The sequence below is a fragment of the Eubacterium sp. AF17-7 genome, from assembly GCF_003461285.1.
GTDB lineage: Bacteria > Bacillota > Clostridia > Lachnospirales > Lachnospiraceae > Eubacterium_U > Eubacterium_U album.
The window spans coordinates 16,055-32,368 of the sequence record NZ_QTWU01000020.1; the positions used below are offsets into that span (position 1 = coordinate 16,055).

A 16,314-nucleotide genomic window follows, 5' to 3' on the forward strand; every position below is an offset into this window, starting at 1 on the left:
CATACGCGAATAGGAATTAGCGATGAATAGATTAATAGACATTTTGTATTTGTGCGAAAGCCCCTTTGAATGAAAGGAGGCTTTTTTTTGAACCCAAAATACATGAAAAGAGCAATTGAATTAGCAAAAAAAGGTATAGGTTATACAAATCCAAATCCTATTGTAGGATGTGTTGTGGTTAAGAATGACAAAATTATTGCGGAGGGTTATCACAAAAAAATAGGTGGATTTCACGCAGAACGAAATGCACTTACAAATTGCAAAGAAGATACAACAGGAGCAGAACTTTATGTAACGCTTGAACCGTGTTGTCATTATGGAAAAACACCACCATGTACGGAAATTATTATAGAAAAAAAGATAAAAAAAGTTTATGTGGGGAGTATGGATCCTAATAAACTTGTAGAAGGAAAGGGCGTGAAGATTTTAAAAGAACACGGAATTGAAGTTAAGTGTGGAATTTTAAAAGATGAATGTGACAAGTTAAACGAAGTATTTTTTCATTATATTACAAATAAAACACCTTATGTTGTAATGAAATATGCGATGACGATGGATGGAAAAATAGCGTGTGAAAATGGTGATTCAAAATGGGTTACAGGTGAAAAGGCAAGAGAAACCGTTCAAAATATGCGAAAAAAGTATATGGGAATAATGGTTGGAATTAATACTGTATTAGAAGATAATCCAATGTTAAATTGCAGAATAGAAGAAAATGTTAATCCAATAAGAATTATATGTGATTCAAATTTAAAAATACCATTTGAAAGTAATATTGTTAATACTGCTAATAAGATACAAACAATAGTTGTTTGCACAAATGAGGCTGATACAGATAAACAAAAATATTTAGAAGAATGTGGGGTTGAAGTCGTAAGGCAGAAAAGGAAAGGAAGAGTTGTTTTATCCGATCTTATGAAAATATTAGGGGAGAAAGGAATTGACAGCATATTGCTTGAAGGTGGTGGAACACTTAACGCGCAGGCATTAAAAGAAAATATTGTAAATAAAATCTGTTGTTTTATAGCACCTAAAATTGTAGGTGGAGCTGATGCTAAATCACCAATTGAAGGAAAAGGCGTAGAAAAAATGATGGAAGCTTACAACATAGAAAATATGGAAATTCAAAAATTAGGAAACGATATTATGTTAACCGGATATTTGAAAAGAGGTAGTCAATGTTTACAGGAATTATAGAGGAAACCGGTCAGATAGAATACGTTAACAGCAATAGTGAGAAATATCAGATTGGAATTAAATGTGAAAAGGTTTTAGAAAAAACAGTAGTTGGAGACAGCATAGCAGTTAACGGCATTTGCCTTACAGTCACAAAAATGTGGAAAAATGGATTTGAAGCGGATGTGATGTCAGAAACGTTAAAAAGAACCGGTTTAAATGGAAGCAAAAAAGGTACATGTGTAAATCTTGAAAGAGCTATGGCAGCAGATGGACGATTTGGAGGACACATCGTTAGTGGTCATATAGATGGAACCGGGATAATAGGAAGTATACGTGAAGATAAAAATGCAGTATGGTATGAAATTTTGACAGATAATGAAATTATAAAATATGTGGTTGAAAAAGGATCAATATCAATTGATGGAATAAGTCTTACAGTCGCTTATGTTGATAAAAAAGGATTTAAAGTATCCACAATACCACACACAAGGATAAGCACAAATTTAAAATACAGAAATGTTGGAGATACAGTAAATCTTGAGTGTGACATTATAGGAAAATATGTAGAAAAGTTATTGAATTTTTCTAACAATAATGAGCAAAAGAAGTCAAAAATTACAGAAAGCTATTTGATAGAAAATGGATTTTAAAGAAAGAAGGAATATAAAATGAGTAAAACAATAGGAACAATAGAAGAAGCAATTAAGGATATAAAAGAAGGAAAAGTTATTTTAGTAATAGATGATCCTGATAGAGAAAATGAGGGGGATTTGGTATGTGCAGCAGAATTTGCAACAACTGAAAATGTAAATTTTATGGCAAGTTATGCAAAAGGACTTATTTGCATGCCTATGGAAGAAGAACTTTGTGAAAAACTTGATTTGGAACAAATGGTAAAAGTAAATACTGATAATCATTGTACAGCGTTTACCGTTTCGATTGACCATGTATCAACCACGACAGGAATATCAGCGGTTGAAAGAGGTATTACGGCAAGAGCAATTGTAGATGATAATGCAAAACCTGAAGATTTTAGAAGACCGGGCCATATGTTTCCACTTAAAGCAAAAAAAGCAGGAGTATTAGAAAGAACAGGTCATACAGAAGCTACAGTTGACATTGTAAAATTAGCAGGACTTAAACCTTGTGGATTATGCTGTGAAATAATGAGAGAAGATGGAACAATGATGAGAACAACAGAACTTCTTGAATTTGCACAGGAACATAATCTTACGGTAATTACAATTGCTGATTTGGTTAAATACAGAATGGAAAGAGACAGTTCAGTAAAAAGAGAAGCAGTTGCAAAGATGCCAACGAAATATGGAAATTTTAATATCGTGGGTTATCAAAATAAAACAACAGGGGAACATCATGTTGCATTAACTATGGGAGATGTAGGAAATGGAGAGCCTGTTCTTTGCAGAGTACATTCGGAATGTCTTACAGGAGATGTATTTGGTTCTAAAAGATGCGATTGTGGACAACAGCTTGAGAAAGCAATGGAGATGGTTGCAAAAGAGGGAAGAGGAATAATACTTTACTTAAGACAGGAAGGAAGAGGAATAGGATTAATAAATAAACTTAAGGCATATGAGCTTCAGGAACAGGGACTAGATACAGTAGATGCAAATCTAAAACTAGGATTTCCGGCAGATATGAGAAGCTATGGAATGGGAGCACAGATTTTGGCAGACCTTGGAGCAAAAAAACTAAGAATTATGACAAATAATCCGGCAAAAATTACAGGCTTGTCAGGATATGGAATAGAAATAGTTGAAAGAGTTCCGATACAGATAGAAGCACAAAAATATGATGAATATTATTTGAGAACAAAGCAGTTAAGAATGGCACATATGACAACTTACTAAGATTATTTGCTGAACCCGATTTCTTAAATTTAACGAAATAACGCTCGCGCTGCTTGTCGCTCGTAGCGGTTCTAAAGTTTTAGCACACAGCCTGACTTTGTAACTTACAGTTTCAAGTCAGGCTATGCACCAAAGCTTTGAACCGACGGCCACAAATGCTATTTCTTTTAAATTTAAGAAATCTGGTATAAGCAATTTAGTGTTAAGTGTAATAATGTCAGAACTTATAATTTAAACCATACTTAAAAAAACTGACATCAAAATATATTATACAAGAGGAGATTTAAAATGAGAACTTTAGAAGGAAAATTAGTAGCAGAAGGATTAAAAATTGGTATTGTAGCAGCAAGATTTAATGAGTTTATTGTAAATAAACTTGTAAGCGGTGCAGAAGATGCATGCGTGCGACATGGAGTTAATGATGACGATATTACATTAGCGTGGGTTCCGGGTGCATTTGAAATTCCTATAGTAGCAAAGAAAATGGCTCAGTCAGGAAAATATGATGCCATTTTATGCTTAGGAGCAGTAATTAAAGGCTCGACAGATCATTATGATTATGTATGTGCAGAGGTAAGCAAAGGAATTGCAATGGTAGGAATGGAAACAGGAGTGCCTACAATGTTTGGAGTATTAACAACAGACAACATTGAACAGGCAATAGAAAGAGCAGGAACAAAAGCAGGAAATAAAGGATTTGATGTTGCATGCTCAGCAATTGAAATGGCAAATTTAAATCGCATGCTATAAATTATGTAATTATTATGTCTGACTTGCGTAAAATATAATAATTCATTTAATAATAAAAGGAAAAATTAAGTGCTAAATTATATTTGGGCAGGAATGATTATATTGTCAGTGCTTTATGGAATGGCAACAGGCAGGATGGAACAGGTAGGAAATGGAGCAATAGAATCCACAAAAGAGGCTGTGAGTATGTGCATTACAATGCTTGGAATTATGAGCATGTGGATGGGATTTATGAACGTGGCTTCTAAAAGTGGAATGATAAAAAAACTGGAAAAAATACTTGAACCGATTATTATGTGGCTGTTTCCGGGTCTGCCTCATAACCATAATGCAAGAGAACCGATAGTAACTAATATAATTGCAAATATATTAGGCTTGGGATGGGCGGCAACACCGGCAGGACTAAAAGCAATGGAGGCATTAGCAGAAAATCCATTAGAACAGAGTGGATACGTATTAAGTGAAAATAAATCAGAGATAAAGAGGCAAAGAAAAAGAAAGTGTACATTTCCAAAGCATATTGCAACTGATGAAATGTGCACTTTTTTAGTATTAAATATTTCTTCACTTCAAATTATTCCTGTAAACATTATTGCGTATAGAAGCCAATATGGTGCAGTAAATCCGTCAGCAGTTGTGCTTCCGGCAATTATTGCAACAAGTTTCAGCACAGGAGCAGGGATATTGTGGTGTAAAATAATGAGTAGAGAGTAATGTCAATCGTTTGACATAACTAATTGATTATTATAAAATTAGTTGATTAATTATACATGGAGGAAATGACAATGAGAAATACAGTAAAAAAAGCAATGGCGATAGCAATTGCAGTCTCAATGACAACAAGTATTGCAACAGTAGGTTATAACAAGATTCAGGCACAGGAAACAAATAAAACAGTAACTTTTTCAGTAGAAAAGTTTACAATTGGACAGGGTTATGTAGTTGAGCCTGTAAGCGTTGAAGTTAGTGACGATATGACAATATCTGATGTATTTGAGAAAGTAATGAATGAAAAAGAGATTAAATATACAGGTTCAAAAAACTATGGATATTTATATTTGCAAAGCATAGAGAATGCTGATACAGGAATTATTGACATACCGGAAGAAATAGCAAAAATGCCTTCTTATGAAAGTTCATATGAGTATGAAGGAGAAACTTATACAACATCATATTCAGCTCCGTCAAATGAAAAAAATGATGGTAATACACAGCCAAACAATGGTTTAGGAGAATATTCATATAATAGTATGGCTGGATGGATGATTTCTGTAAACGGAGATAATGATAATGGAAATCTTACACCGGCAGATATTGTAAAAGATGGTGATGTAATCAGATATCAGTTTTCAGTATATGGATGGGGAGCAGATGTTGGATTAAGCAATTATGCAGGAATGGAACCATTAAAGGTTGCCGATAAAACAACTCTGACAAAAGAATTAGCAAAAATTAATGGAAATAAAGCATTATGGATGAATAATGAAAATGTTAAAATTGCGTATAAAAATGCAATTAAAGTTGCAACAAAATTGATGGCAACTCAGGATGAAGTTGATGAGGTGATTGCAGAATTAAAGAAAGCTGAAAACGAAACAACTACAGCACAGGATGCAACAACAGTACAACCTACGACAACAATTCAGCCTACAACAGCAGAAACAACAGTGCAGGCTACAACAACAGAAATACAGACATTAGGAAAAGCAACTGTAAACTCAGTAAAGAAAGTAAAAGCAGGAAAAGCAAAAATTTCAATTAAGAAAATTGCAGGTGCAGAAGGATATCAGTACAAATACTCTTCAACAAAGAATTTCAAAAAAGGAACAGTAATTGTAAAGACTACTAAAAAGAATGTTTTAATAACAAAGAAATTTAAGAAAAATCAGAAATGCTACGTTAAAGTAAGAGCTTACAAAACAGTAAATAAAGTAAGGGTTTATGGAAAATGGAGCAAAGTTAAATCAGTAAAAATTAAGTAATAAATATTTATATTAAACAAGAGGAAACACATGAAAAAATTATTAGCAACAATTGCAATATTCTTTATGTGTGTCTCAACTTCAGTTATGGGAAGTCAGACACCGTCAAAGGATGATATAGAAAACACAATAAATAAAATTTCATATTATCAGATGAATACGGTAAAGAATCCGACGTATGGAAGCGTAGGCGGAGAATGGACGGTGTTTGGACTTGCCAGATGTGGAAATATTAATGATGAATATATAGAAAAATATGTAAGCAATGTATCAAAAGCAGTTACAGAGAACAAAGGAATTTTATCAACAAGAAAATATACTGAATATGCAAGAACAATTATTGCATTAACTGCAATTCAAAAAAATCCTCAGAATTTTTCAGGATATAATTTATTGCAACCTCTCGCAACATTTGAAAATATAATGATACAAGGTGTAAATGGAGCTGCTTACACACTTATGGCTTTTGATTGTGGCAATTATGAAATTCCGGACGCAACGACAGGAAAACAGACAACAAGAAATAAGTTAATTGATTTCTTAGTAAAACAACAACTGAACAATGGCGGATGGAATTATATGGGAACAGAAGCAGATGTTGATGTGACTGCCATGGTTATTCAGGCACTTGCTCCATACTATAATGAAAAACAAAATGTAAAAGAAAGCATTGATAAAGGACTTGCAATTCTTAGCACTTTACAGAAATCTGATGGTGCATATGGAAATACAAGTGACTCAAACTGTGAAAGTACAGCACAGGTTTTAACTGCATTATCTGAAATGAGAATAAAAATTGATGATAGCAGATTTGTGAAAAACGGCAAAACCGTATATGACGGTTTAATGACATTTTATAAAGATAATGGTGCTTTTTGCCATACGAAGGGAAAAGGCGCAAATCAAATGTCTACAGACCAGGCAATGTATGCAATAACAGCTTATTACAGAAGTATATCAGGAATGAACAGACTCTATGATATGAGTGATGGAATTATTAAAATAGAAAATACAAAGGTAGAAACAACTAAGGCAGATAATAAAGAAGAAATAAAAAGTAGTGCGTCTGATAAAAATAAGAATGATGCAAATAACAACGATAAAAACAATTCTACAAGTAAGAACACAAAAAAGAATGCATTATCAAATTCAAAAAATAATAGTAAATCAAATGGAAATACGTTAAATAATAGCGATGATACCGACAATAGAGAAAATAATGAATCTAAGAATAGAAAAGATAACAATGTAGAAACGGAAGAAAATACTAATACTACAGATAACTTAGAAAATGCTACAGATGTTTTAGAAAATAATGATGAAGAAAATAAGATAGCTACAGACAATAATAAAGAAGAAACAGAAAATAAAAATTCAGTTAATAATAAAGAAAATGTTACTAAAGAAACAAAACACAAAAATAGAAGACCTTATATTATACTTATTTTTGGAATATGTTGTGGTATAGCCGGGAAATTTGGATTTGATGTTTATAAATATAAGAAGAAAAGAGTGACAAATAAAGATGAACAAAACTAATTTGAGAAAATTAAGCATATGTATAATTACAATACTTATGACATTTTCCTTGTGGGGCTGTGGAAATAGTAAAAGTGTAAAATCTGAAAAGGCAACACAAAAATGTACTTTGTATGTGACTTGTATAAATGCAATAAATAGTAACAAATTACAGGATAATATACGAAAAGCACAACCAAAAGATGGCGTGATATATGAGACAAAGGAAGTTAAATTTACAGAAGGGGAATCCTGCTTTGATATTTTAGAGAGAGAATTGAAAAATGAAGGAATACTGATTGAAAGTAGCATAACGCCGGCAACAAAAAGCGTATATATAGAAGGAATTAATAATTTATACGAATTTGACTGTGGAAAACAGTCAGGTTGGATGTATACTGTAAATGGAGATGTACCAAATGTAAGTTGCAGTGAGTACAAGATTAAAGAAAATGATGAAATAAAATTTCAATATACATGTAATTTAGGAGAGGATATAGAAAAGAAATGAGAGAAGAATTCGGAAGATTTCACCCGGTAGTAAATATATTATTTTACGCATTTATATTGGGAATTACTATGTTTGTGAATCATCCGATTATGATATTCATTTCTTTTTTATTTGCCACGGTTTATTTTGTAATTGTATACAAAAACAAAAAAATAAAAAAGTTAACAGGGTTATTAGGCTTGTTTATTTTTGCAGGGCTGATAAACCCTCTTTTTTCTCATAGAGGAATGACGGTGCTATTCTTTTTGCCAACAGGAAATGCAGTCACTTTGGAATCTATTATATATGGAATGTTTGCAGCAGGAATTTTAGTTACGGTAATGATTTGGATTTTTACATTTCAAAAAATAGTAACGGAAGATAAAATTATAGCTGTATTTGGGAAGATAGTACCTACGCTTGCTTTAATTTTTTCAATGGTATTAAAATTTGTACCGGCATTTGTGGCTCATGCAAAAGAAACTTCGGATGTAAATAGAGTTATGGCAATTGCAAATGGAAGTGATATTAACAAAATGAATTTTATTCGAAAAGTAAAAATGCAGGTGAAAAATTTCTCAATTACAGCAACATGGGCATTGGAAAATTCAGTGGATACGGCTGATTCGATGGCATCAAGAGGCTACGGAGTAAAGAGAAGGACAAATTTTAATAATTATAAATTAACATTAAGGGACATAATCGCCTTGATATGGATTATATTTTTGGGCGGAATTGTAGTTTTAGGGTGTATATTTGGATGTGTCAAAACACACTACTATCCGATGTTCTATATAGAAGAAAATAAGTACGCAACGTTGGTTTACATAACATATTCAGCACTTTGCGCAACACCAATTTTAATAAATATTATGGAGGAGATAAGATGGCTCAGATTGAAATCAAAAATTTAACATTTAAATATGCTATGGCAGATTCTTCATGTTTAAAAAATGTTTCATTAAATATAGAAAATGGTGATTTTGTTGTTGTATGTGGAAAATCAGGCTGTGGAAAGACGACATTGCTCAGATGTTTAAAAAGTGTACTTACTCCAAATGGAGACAAAGCTGGGGAAGTCTTATTTGAAAATAAAAAAATTGAAGAAGTTGATGAAAGAACTCAGGCAATGAAAATTGGATTTGTAATGCAGAATCCTCAACAGCAGATTGTAACGGACAAAGTATGGCATGAGCTTGCATTTGGTTTGGAAAACATGGGAATGGCAAGAGAAGAAATAGGGGCAAGAATTGGCGAGACAGCAGAATATTTTGGAATAGCAAAATTATATGAAAGGACGACAAACAGCCTTTCAGGCGGACAAAAACAGTTACTTAATCTGGCGGCAGTTATGACAATGCAGCCTAAAGTAATAATTTTAGACGAACCTACAGCTCAGTTAGACCCTATAGCGGCAGAAAAATTTATTCAGATGTTACATAAAATAAATGATGAACTTGGAACTACGGTTATTATTTCTGAACATAGATTAGACCAGTTGTTACCTGTTTGCAGTAAAGCCGTAGTTATGAAAAATGGAGAAATTTTAGCTGATGACAATAGTTATAAAGTCGCAGATAAACTTTATAATACAGAAGAATTTCAATTTATGCCCATACCGGCTCAAATTTATAAAGAGATTGGAGAATTATCTGAAAATATTCCACTTACAGTAGGTCAGGGAAGAAAATGGATTGAGAATTATGTAAACCAAAATCAGATAATAAAAGAAAATATAGCAAAACAAAATAGATTAATCAACTTAGAGTATGAGAATAAAGATAAAAATAAATCTGCGAAAGACATTGCAATCAGTGGAAAAAACATATGGTTCAGATATGAACGTGATAGAGCAGATATAATTAAGGGGATTAGTGTTAATATAGAAAATGAGCAGATTTACTGCATATTAGGAGGAAACGGTGCAGGAAAATCAACATTAATCAAAATATTGTGTGGAATATTGAAGCAATATAGAGGAAAAGTAAAAATAAATGGCAAAATTGTGTACATGCCACAGAATGTCCAGACAATGTTCCTTCATGACACGGTTATAGATGAGGTTGATGGAAATAAAGATATTTTAACAAAACTAAATCTGGATAAATATGAAAAAACACATCCATATGATTTGAGTGGAGGCGAGCAGCAAAAGCTTGCAATGGCAAAGGTGTTGTTGTGTAATCCTGATATTTTACTTTTAGATGAACCAACAAAAGGAATTGATGTAATTTATAAAAAAGAAATGGGAAAAATAATTCTTGATTTAAAAAAACAGGGAAAGACGATTGTAATAGTAAGTCATGACGTGGAATTTTGTGCAGAATATGGAGACAGATGTGCTATGTTTTTCCAAGGAAAAATTATTTCAGAAAGCAGTATAAGAGAAATGATTTGCACAAACAGATTTTACACAACAGTTTCTCATAAAATGGCAGGAGAATTAATTGAAAAAGCAATTACAAAGGAGGAAGTGGTATGGTCAATGACAGCCGGTTCTATTACGGAGTAGGTTTATTAATTATACTTATTTCATTTGTTGTATTTGCGTTAGGATTTGAAAAAAGAAAACCGAGGGCAAGAGAAATAGTAATGCTTGTGTGCATGATTAGTTTTGCAGTTATCGGAAGAGTTATTTTTTACATGACTCCACAGGTAAAACCTTGCGCTGCAATTATAATTATTACAGGAATTGCATTAGGTAAGAAGGCAGGATTTTTAACAGGAGCCATGACGGCATTTGTGTCAAATTTTTTTATGGGTCAGGGTCCCTGGACACCATGGCAAATGGTAGCCTTTGGACTTTTAGGATATATTTTTGGAATTGCATACAGTAAAAGGAATGTGGGAAGTTATATTCCTAAGAAGCAAAAAAATTTTATTTGTTTTATGGGGATGCTTGCAACAATAGTTGTTTATGGTGTTATTATGGATACGGCAACAGTTCTTATGTCTACAGACAGTCCAAGTGTTCAGGCTTTTATAACAGCTTATACTGCAGGATTTATTATGAATGTAATACATGGTATATCAACTTTTATATTTTTATGGTTTATGTTAATTCCGATGCTAAAAAAGATTGATAGAGTTAACATTAAATACGGAATGTATGTAAAATAAGTAGCAAAAAGTATTTACAAAAAACGAGTAAAAATAACACAAAAACAAGTAAAATAAATATGATTGACATTTGTAAACAAAGTGTTAAAATAAACGTGGTGCGAAGATGTACATAGTGATACTTCGCACTATATTTTTGTTTCGTATATAAGAAACTAATGAGAAAAGAGGTAGGAAAAATGGATTACAAATTTCTTTTAGACATAGCTATTATTCTAGCTAGTACAAAGATTCTTGGTCTCTTCACAAAGAAAGTTAATATGCCACAGGTTGTTGGTGCTCTTTTGGCTGGTGTTATTTTAGGACCTGCATGTGTAGGAGTGTTAACAGAAACAGACATGATACAGAATATGGCAGAATTAGGTGTAATTGTTCTTATGTTCTGTGCAGGTATGGAAACTGACATTGAAGAACTTAAACGAAGTGGAAAAGCTTCATTTGTAATAGCACTTTTAGGTGTTATAGTTCCTTTAGTTGTTGGTGGTGGTGTTGCATATTTATTCATTAATAATGGATATATTGACACATCAGATGTTACAAGTTCAGTATTTTTACAGTCAGTATTTATTGGTGTAATTTTAACAGCAACTTCTGTAAGTATTACAGTTGAAACTTTAAAAGAATTAGGTAAATTAAAAACTAAATCAGGAAATGCAATTCTTGGAGCTGCCATTATTGATGATATTTTAGGTATCATAGCTCTTACAATTGTAACAAGCTTAGCTGACACATCAGTAAATATTGCAGTTGTTTTATTTAAGATAGTATTATTCTTCGTATTTTGCGGAGTTGTCGGAGTTATTGTTTATTATGCATTTAAGAAATGGTGTGAAATTAGTGGTAAAGGAATGCACAGACATGCAATTATTGCATTCGTTATCTGTCTTGTAATGGCATTTTGTGCAGAACATTTCTTTGGAGTTGCAGATATTACAGGTGCATTCTTCGCAGGCTTAATTATATCAATGACTCAGAAAGATCAGTTCATAGCATCAAAATTTGATGTATTATCATATTTGCTTTTAAGCCCAATTTTCTTTGCAAGTATCGGTCTTAAGGTTGAACTTCCAAAGATGGGACCTGCAATCATTGCATTTGCAGCAGTAATAACAATAGTTGCATTGTTAACAAAGATTATCGGTTGTGGACTTGGCGCAAAGGTTTGCGGATACAAGAATTATCAGGCACTTAGAATTGGTGTTGGTATGATTTCAAGAGGTGAAGTTGCCTTAATCGTAGCCAGCAAAGGTGCAGCAGTAGGTCTTATGAGTAACAATATTATGGGACCAATTATTATAGTCGTTGTTATTACAACAATCATTACACCTATTTTATTAAAACCTGTATTCAATAAGGAAATTATCCCTATTGAAGGAGAAGTATCACTTGCAGATAATTACAAGAAGATTGATGAATACAGAACAGGTGAAAAACAGGATAATTAAAATTGACATAATGGATTTTAATACATGAAATGTCATAGCTTAATCAAATGGTTAGGCTATGGCATTTTTTTTATGTAAAATTCATATTATTTATAAAAATAAAATGGCAGGTGCTAAGTGAATATTGCAACATTGTCTAATTACATAATTCCCATTTTAATATTAATAATAGTTTTATATGGATTAAAGAAAAAAACGAAAGTGTACATTGATTTTGTAGATGGGGCAAAAGATGGATTTGCGACAGTAATAAAAGTTATGCCGACTTTAATAGGGTTAATGGTGGCGGTAGGAATGCTTAGAGAGTCAGGAGCAATGGACTTTTGTGGCAAACAGATTGGAAAAGTAACAAAATATATTGGATTTCCGGGAGAGTTAGTGCCGTTAAATATAGTAAAAATATTTTCGTCTTCGGCAGCAACAGGAATGCTTCTTGATGTTTATAAAAAATATGGAGTAGATTCATATATTGCAAATGTAGCTTCAATCATATTGAGTAGTACAGAAACGGTTTTTTACACGATGTCGGTTTATTTTATGACTGCAAAGGTAACAAAGACAAGATGGACTCTTCCAGGAGCATTATTTGCCACTCTTGCCGGAACAATTGCAAGTGTAATGGTAGCTAAATTAATGTAGCTGATAAATAATTTAACTAAACTTAGTGCAAAATTAATATTAGAGACAAGTTGAAATGAAAAAAATATAAAATTATAATGTAATAAATAGTGTTAGGACGAATAGTCTGTGTATGTGAAATATAGTAATAAATTCGGAGGTGCATCTATGATTTATACGGTTACATTTAATCCTTCTATTGATTACATAGTAACAGTAGAAGATTTCAAAGAGGGATTTGTAAACAGAACATCTGAGGAGTTAATGTTCCCTGGTGGAAAAGGAATTAATGTTTCAATGGTACTTAGTAATCTTGGATTTGAAAATACAGCTTTAGGATTTTTGGCAGGATTTACAGGCGACAGTGTTCAGGGAATGCTTACAGCAAATGGTGTAAATGCTGACTTCATAAAAGTTAATGAAGGTATAACAAGAATAAATGTTAAAATCAGAGCTCAGAAAGAAAGTGAAATAAATGGTATGGGCCCTGGAATAAAACAGGACGATATCGATGCGTTATATGAGAAATTAGACAAAATTCAGGATGGGGATATTTTAGTTTTAGCAGGAAGTATACCATCAGTAATGCCTGAAACAATGTACAGTGATATTATGGAACACTTACAGGGAAAAGATATTAAGATAGTTGTTGATGCAACAAAAGATTTACTTGTTAATGTTTTAAAATACAAACCATTTCTTATTAAGCCAAACAATCATGAATTAGGTGAAATATATGGAGTTACATTAAATACAAGAGATGAAGTTGTGCCTTATGCAAAGAAAATGCAGGAAGCCGGAGCAAGAAATGTTTTAATTTCAATGGCAGGCGAAGGTGCAGTATTAGTTTCAGAAGATGGACAGGTTTACAAGAGTGAATGCCCAAAGGGAAAAGTTAAGAATTCTGTAGGAGCCGGTGATTCAATGGTAGCGGGATTTATCGCAGGTTATTTGGAAAGTGGCGAATACAAAGAGGCTCTTAGAAAGGGATTGTTAACAGGAAGCGCAAGTGCATTTTCTGATAATCTTGCAACAAAAGAAGAAGTAGAAGAATTAGGAAAGACATTCCAACTTTAAATTAAAATAAACCTACAAAACAGTCCGGCAGATTTTATGCCGCAAACACGTTGATTTTTTTATTTTGCTACGCCGCTTATTATAAATTAAAAAGTTAAACTCGCTTTTTGGCTCATACATAACTTTTTAATTTAAGCTATGCTCGCAAAATTTCAAAAATCTGCCTATCGTTTGCAACATAAAATCTGCCGGAATTTTTTGGCGTATATTTATTTCTTATCAATAAAAACTAAAGCAAATGAAAATATACACTACAATTAAGAATATATGAATTGTTATTTTGTCGCTGGTAGCATCAACAATTATTTTATAACATCCATTTTTGAATTACGTCAAATGGTGCAGGACCAAACTTCAAAAGAAAGCTATGGAAGTCGCGCAAAGCATTTTTTTGGGAATGGTTTTGCAGGTACAAATTTTTGAGTTCTGTTATTTCCAAATAACCAACATAATACTGCAGATAATTTGCCGGGGATTCAGTAACGGAATTATATATTTCAGTCTGTATATCAGGCTGGGAAAATCCATAATGTTTTAAAAATGCTCCGGTGTCTTCCGGTGTCCAACCTTCATAGTTAACCCCAATATCTACAAGAGAATACAGTCCAAGAGAAAATGAAGCACTACAACTTAATGCTTTTGCAAGAGATGGATCAGCTACTTCATAACTGTAAGACAAAAATTCGGCATAAGTTGCCCAACCTTCGGTATATCCACCAAAACTTAAAAGAGAGCGAATTGCAGAAGGATTAGTAGTGGAGAAAACATGGTTTTGGTACAAATGTCCGGGAAATCCTTCATGGGCTAAAGTTGTATATAAATCCTGATTCTTAAATTTGTCACTTTTGTTGACATAAATAGTGTTTTTGTCAGGCATATCAATCGGTGGAGAAAGATAAAATGCCGGACTTAAATAGTCCTGAAGAGAAGGTTCAACATATTTTAAATCATATTTAATGGAATCTAATTTGCAGATTTCATAAAATGAACTGTCAGGATTATTTATTTTGTCTTTTAAATCCTTAAGTATATCTGTAGGTTCTGTAATAGTAGTTGAAGTTGAATTATAAAATTGTGATTCAAGTTCAGGATTAGAAGTAAATAAAGAAGAAACCTGAGTCATATCGGCGGCAATCTGACTTTGAATACGTGCTTTTAATTCAGAAACCGTTTTGGTACTTCCGGTTTTAGAGGAAACAAGATATTCATAATAAGCTTTACCTTGTTTAGAATCTGCAAGAGTATAGTATTCTAAGTCTTTGTTTATATAATAAGAAGAATTAAAATGGGATAATTTGTCAGCAAGTTTTTTATAGGAAGATAAAACATAATTATTTACATAATCTTCGTTTAAATTTAAGTAAGCAGTAACTGTTTTGTCTGACAGGAATTTGCATTTTTTTAATCTGGAATTAAATGTTTCTATTAATAAATTATTTTTTTTGGAACTGTCGTTAATTAAGGAAAGACATTGAGCAATAATTGACTCACAATTTGATTTAGACATAAATGTTTTATTATCAATTTTTTCAGATTCAAAATTTATAATGCTATCAAAAAAATCGGGAACAGTTTTTAATAGCAAAAAATAGTTTTTTATGTCTTTTTCGGAATAAAATTCGTATTCAGATAATAAAATAGGAAGTTGAGCCTGAATTCCGGTTGTAGGACTAAGACAATCATAATATTCGCATAAATCACCAAAATCTAACTCGGTTTGAAAATGAGAAAGTAAGATGTCATATGTAATTTGCCGGGACTTAGAAAGAGATTTATAATCAAATTTTTTTAATGTGTTAATCTGTTTAATGCAATCAGTCTGGCTTTCCTTCATATCTTTTAAAGAAAAATTTCCCAATGACTGAGGAAAATCAGTTTGAAAAAAATCATTTGCGTTGGCAATATAAAAATGCATACTTAGAGTGTCATTGGATAGTGATGAGGTAACAAGAGAGGCTGTGTAATTATCAAATTCGGTTTGAACAGAAGGATTACTTAATACGTTAGGAGATTTAAAATATACTGTTTTTAAAAATAAAAATAAAAAAAAGATAATTGGCAAAATAACTTTTATGAGTTGTTTTTTACCTGAAAAAAATTTTAAAATCATAGAAAATCCTTATATGGCTATTATTATAGAATATATTTTTTATTTAATAGGTATGATAAAAAATATAAATATGATAAAATAGTTCAATAGTGGGACAAATTATTTTAATAAATTTAGTTAAAATTATATGTCTGGCTTAATAAAATAAACACTT

The 16,314-nt window shown here is 32.1% G+C and carries 15 protein-coding genes; 14 read left to right on the plus strand and 1 reads right to left on the minus strand.

Annotated elements, in window-relative coordinates:
- Positions 1 to 69 precede the first annotated feature (69 nt).
- From ribD to pfkB, 14 genes are all read left to right on the plus strand, one after another.
- The gene (gene ribD, locus DWW96_RS12840; RefSeq protein ID WP_347496385.1) at positions 70 to 1,197 is read left to right on the plus strand and encodes a bifunctional diaminohydroxyphosphoribosylaminopyrimidine deaminase/5-amino-6-(5-phosphoribosylamino)uracil reductase RibD; all 1,128 of its coding nucleotides are present in this window, start codon (positions 70 to 72) and stop codon (positions 1,195 to 1,197) included.
- Complete coding sequence (ribE, locus tag DWW96_RS12845; protein WP_117910686.1) at positions 1,179 to 1,829, plus strand: riboflavin synthase; 651 nt, start codon at positions 1,179 to 1,181, stop codon at positions 1,827 to 1,829. Before ribD ends, ribE (DWW96_RS12845) begins: the two co-directional genes overlap by 19 nt.
- 18 nt (positions 1,830 to 1,847) lie before the next feature.
- The gene (locus tag DWW96_RS12850; protein ID WP_117910687.1) at positions 1,848 to 3,050 is read left to right on the plus strand and encodes a bifunctional 3,4-dihydroxy-2-butanone-4-phosphate synthase/GTP cyclohydrolase II; all 1,203 of its coding nucleotides are present in this window, start codon (positions 1,848 to 1,850) and stop codon (positions 3,048 to 3,050) included.
- A gap of 288 nt (positions 3,051 to 3,338) precedes the next feature.
- Positions 3,339 to 3,800, plus strand: coding sequence for a 6,7-dimethyl-8-ribityllumazine synthase (ribE, locus tag DWW96_RS12855; protein WP_022089144.1), 462 nt, complete (start codon positions 3,339 to 3,341; stop codon positions 3,798 to 3,800).
- Between the two features lie 69 nt (positions 3,801 to 3,869).
- The gene (locus tag DWW96_RS12860; protein ID WP_117910688.1) at positions 3,870 to 4,514 is read left to right on the plus strand and encodes a nucleoside recognition domain-containing protein; all 645 of its coding nucleotides are present in this window, start codon (positions 3,870 to 3,872) and stop codon (positions 4,512 to 4,514) included.
- 71 nt (positions 4,515 to 4,585) lie between these two features.
- Positions 4,586 to 5,782: a hypothetical protein gene (locus DWW96_RS12865; protein WP_117910689.1), complete on the plus strand. Its 1,197-nt coding sequence runs from the start codon at positions 4,586 to 4,588 to the stop codon at positions 5,780 to 5,782.
- A 30-nt stretch (positions 5,783 to 5,812) separates the two neighbouring features.
- Positions 5,813 to 7,321, plus strand: coding sequence for a prenyltransferase/squalene oxidase repeat-containing protein (locus tag DWW96_RS12870; protein ID WP_117910690.1), 1,509 nt, complete (start codon positions 5,813 to 5,815; stop codon positions 7,319 to 7,321).
- Positions 7,308 to 7,811 (plus strand): DUF4430 domain-containing protein, encoded by a 504-nt coding sequence (locus DWW96_RS12875; RefSeq protein ID WP_117910691.1) that lies wholly within the window; start codon positions 7,308 to 7,310, stop codon positions 7,809 to 7,811. The genes DWW96_RS12870 and DWW96_RS12875 overlap by 14 nt, the downstream gene beginning before the upstream one ends.
- A complete protein-coding gene (locus DWW96_RS12880; protein ID WP_117910692.1) occupies positions 7,808 to 8,704 on the plus strand; it encodes an energy-coupling factor transporter transmembrane component T in 897 nt (298 codons plus the stop codon). The genes DWW96_RS12875 and DWW96_RS12880 overlap by 4 nt, the downstream gene beginning before the upstream one ends.
- Positions 8,677 to 10,302, plus strand: a complete 1,626-nt coding sequence (locus DWW96_RS12885; RefSeq protein ID WP_117910693.1) for an ABC transporter ATP-binding protein — start codon at positions 8,677 to 8,679, stop codon at positions 10,300 to 10,302. The genes DWW96_RS12880 and DWW96_RS12885 overlap by 28 nt, the downstream gene beginning before the upstream one ends.
- A complete protein-coding gene (locus DWW96_RS12890; RefSeq protein WP_022089151.1) occupies positions 10,269 to 10,910 on the plus strand; it encodes an ECF transporter S component in 642 nt (213 codons plus the stop codon). Before DWW96_RS12885 ends, DWW96_RS12890 begins: the two co-directional genes overlap by 34 nt.
- 179 nt (positions 10,911 to 11,089) lie before the next feature.
- Entirely contained in the window at positions 11,090 to 12,355 is a 1,266-nt protein-coding gene (locus tag DWW96_RS12895; protein ID WP_117910694.1) for a cation:proton antiporter, read from the plus strand.
- Between the two features lie 117 nt (positions 12,356 to 12,472).
- Positions 12,473 to 12,994: a nucleoside recognition domain-containing protein gene (locus DWW96_RS12900; protein WP_022089153.1), complete on the plus strand. Its 522-nt coding sequence runs from the start codon at positions 12,473 to 12,475 to the stop codon at positions 12,992 to 12,994.
- Between the two features lie 147 nt (positions 12,995 to 13,141).
- Positions 13,142 to 14,050, plus strand: a complete 909-nt coding sequence (gene pfkB / locus DWW96_RS12905; protein WP_117910695.1) for a 1-phosphofructokinase — start codon at positions 13,142 to 13,144, stop codon at positions 14,048 to 14,050.
- 307 nt (positions 14,051 to 14,357) lie between these two features.
- Here pfkB and DWW96_RS12910 read toward each other — a convergent pair whose 3' ends face one another.
- Positions 14,358 to 16,160 (minus strand): DUF885 domain-containing protein, encoded by a 1,803-nt coding sequence (locus tag DWW96_RS12910; protein ID WP_117910696.1) that lies wholly within the window; start codon positions 16,158 to 16,160, stop codon positions 14,358 to 14,360.
- Positions 16,161 to 16,314: the final 154 nt, after the last annotated feature.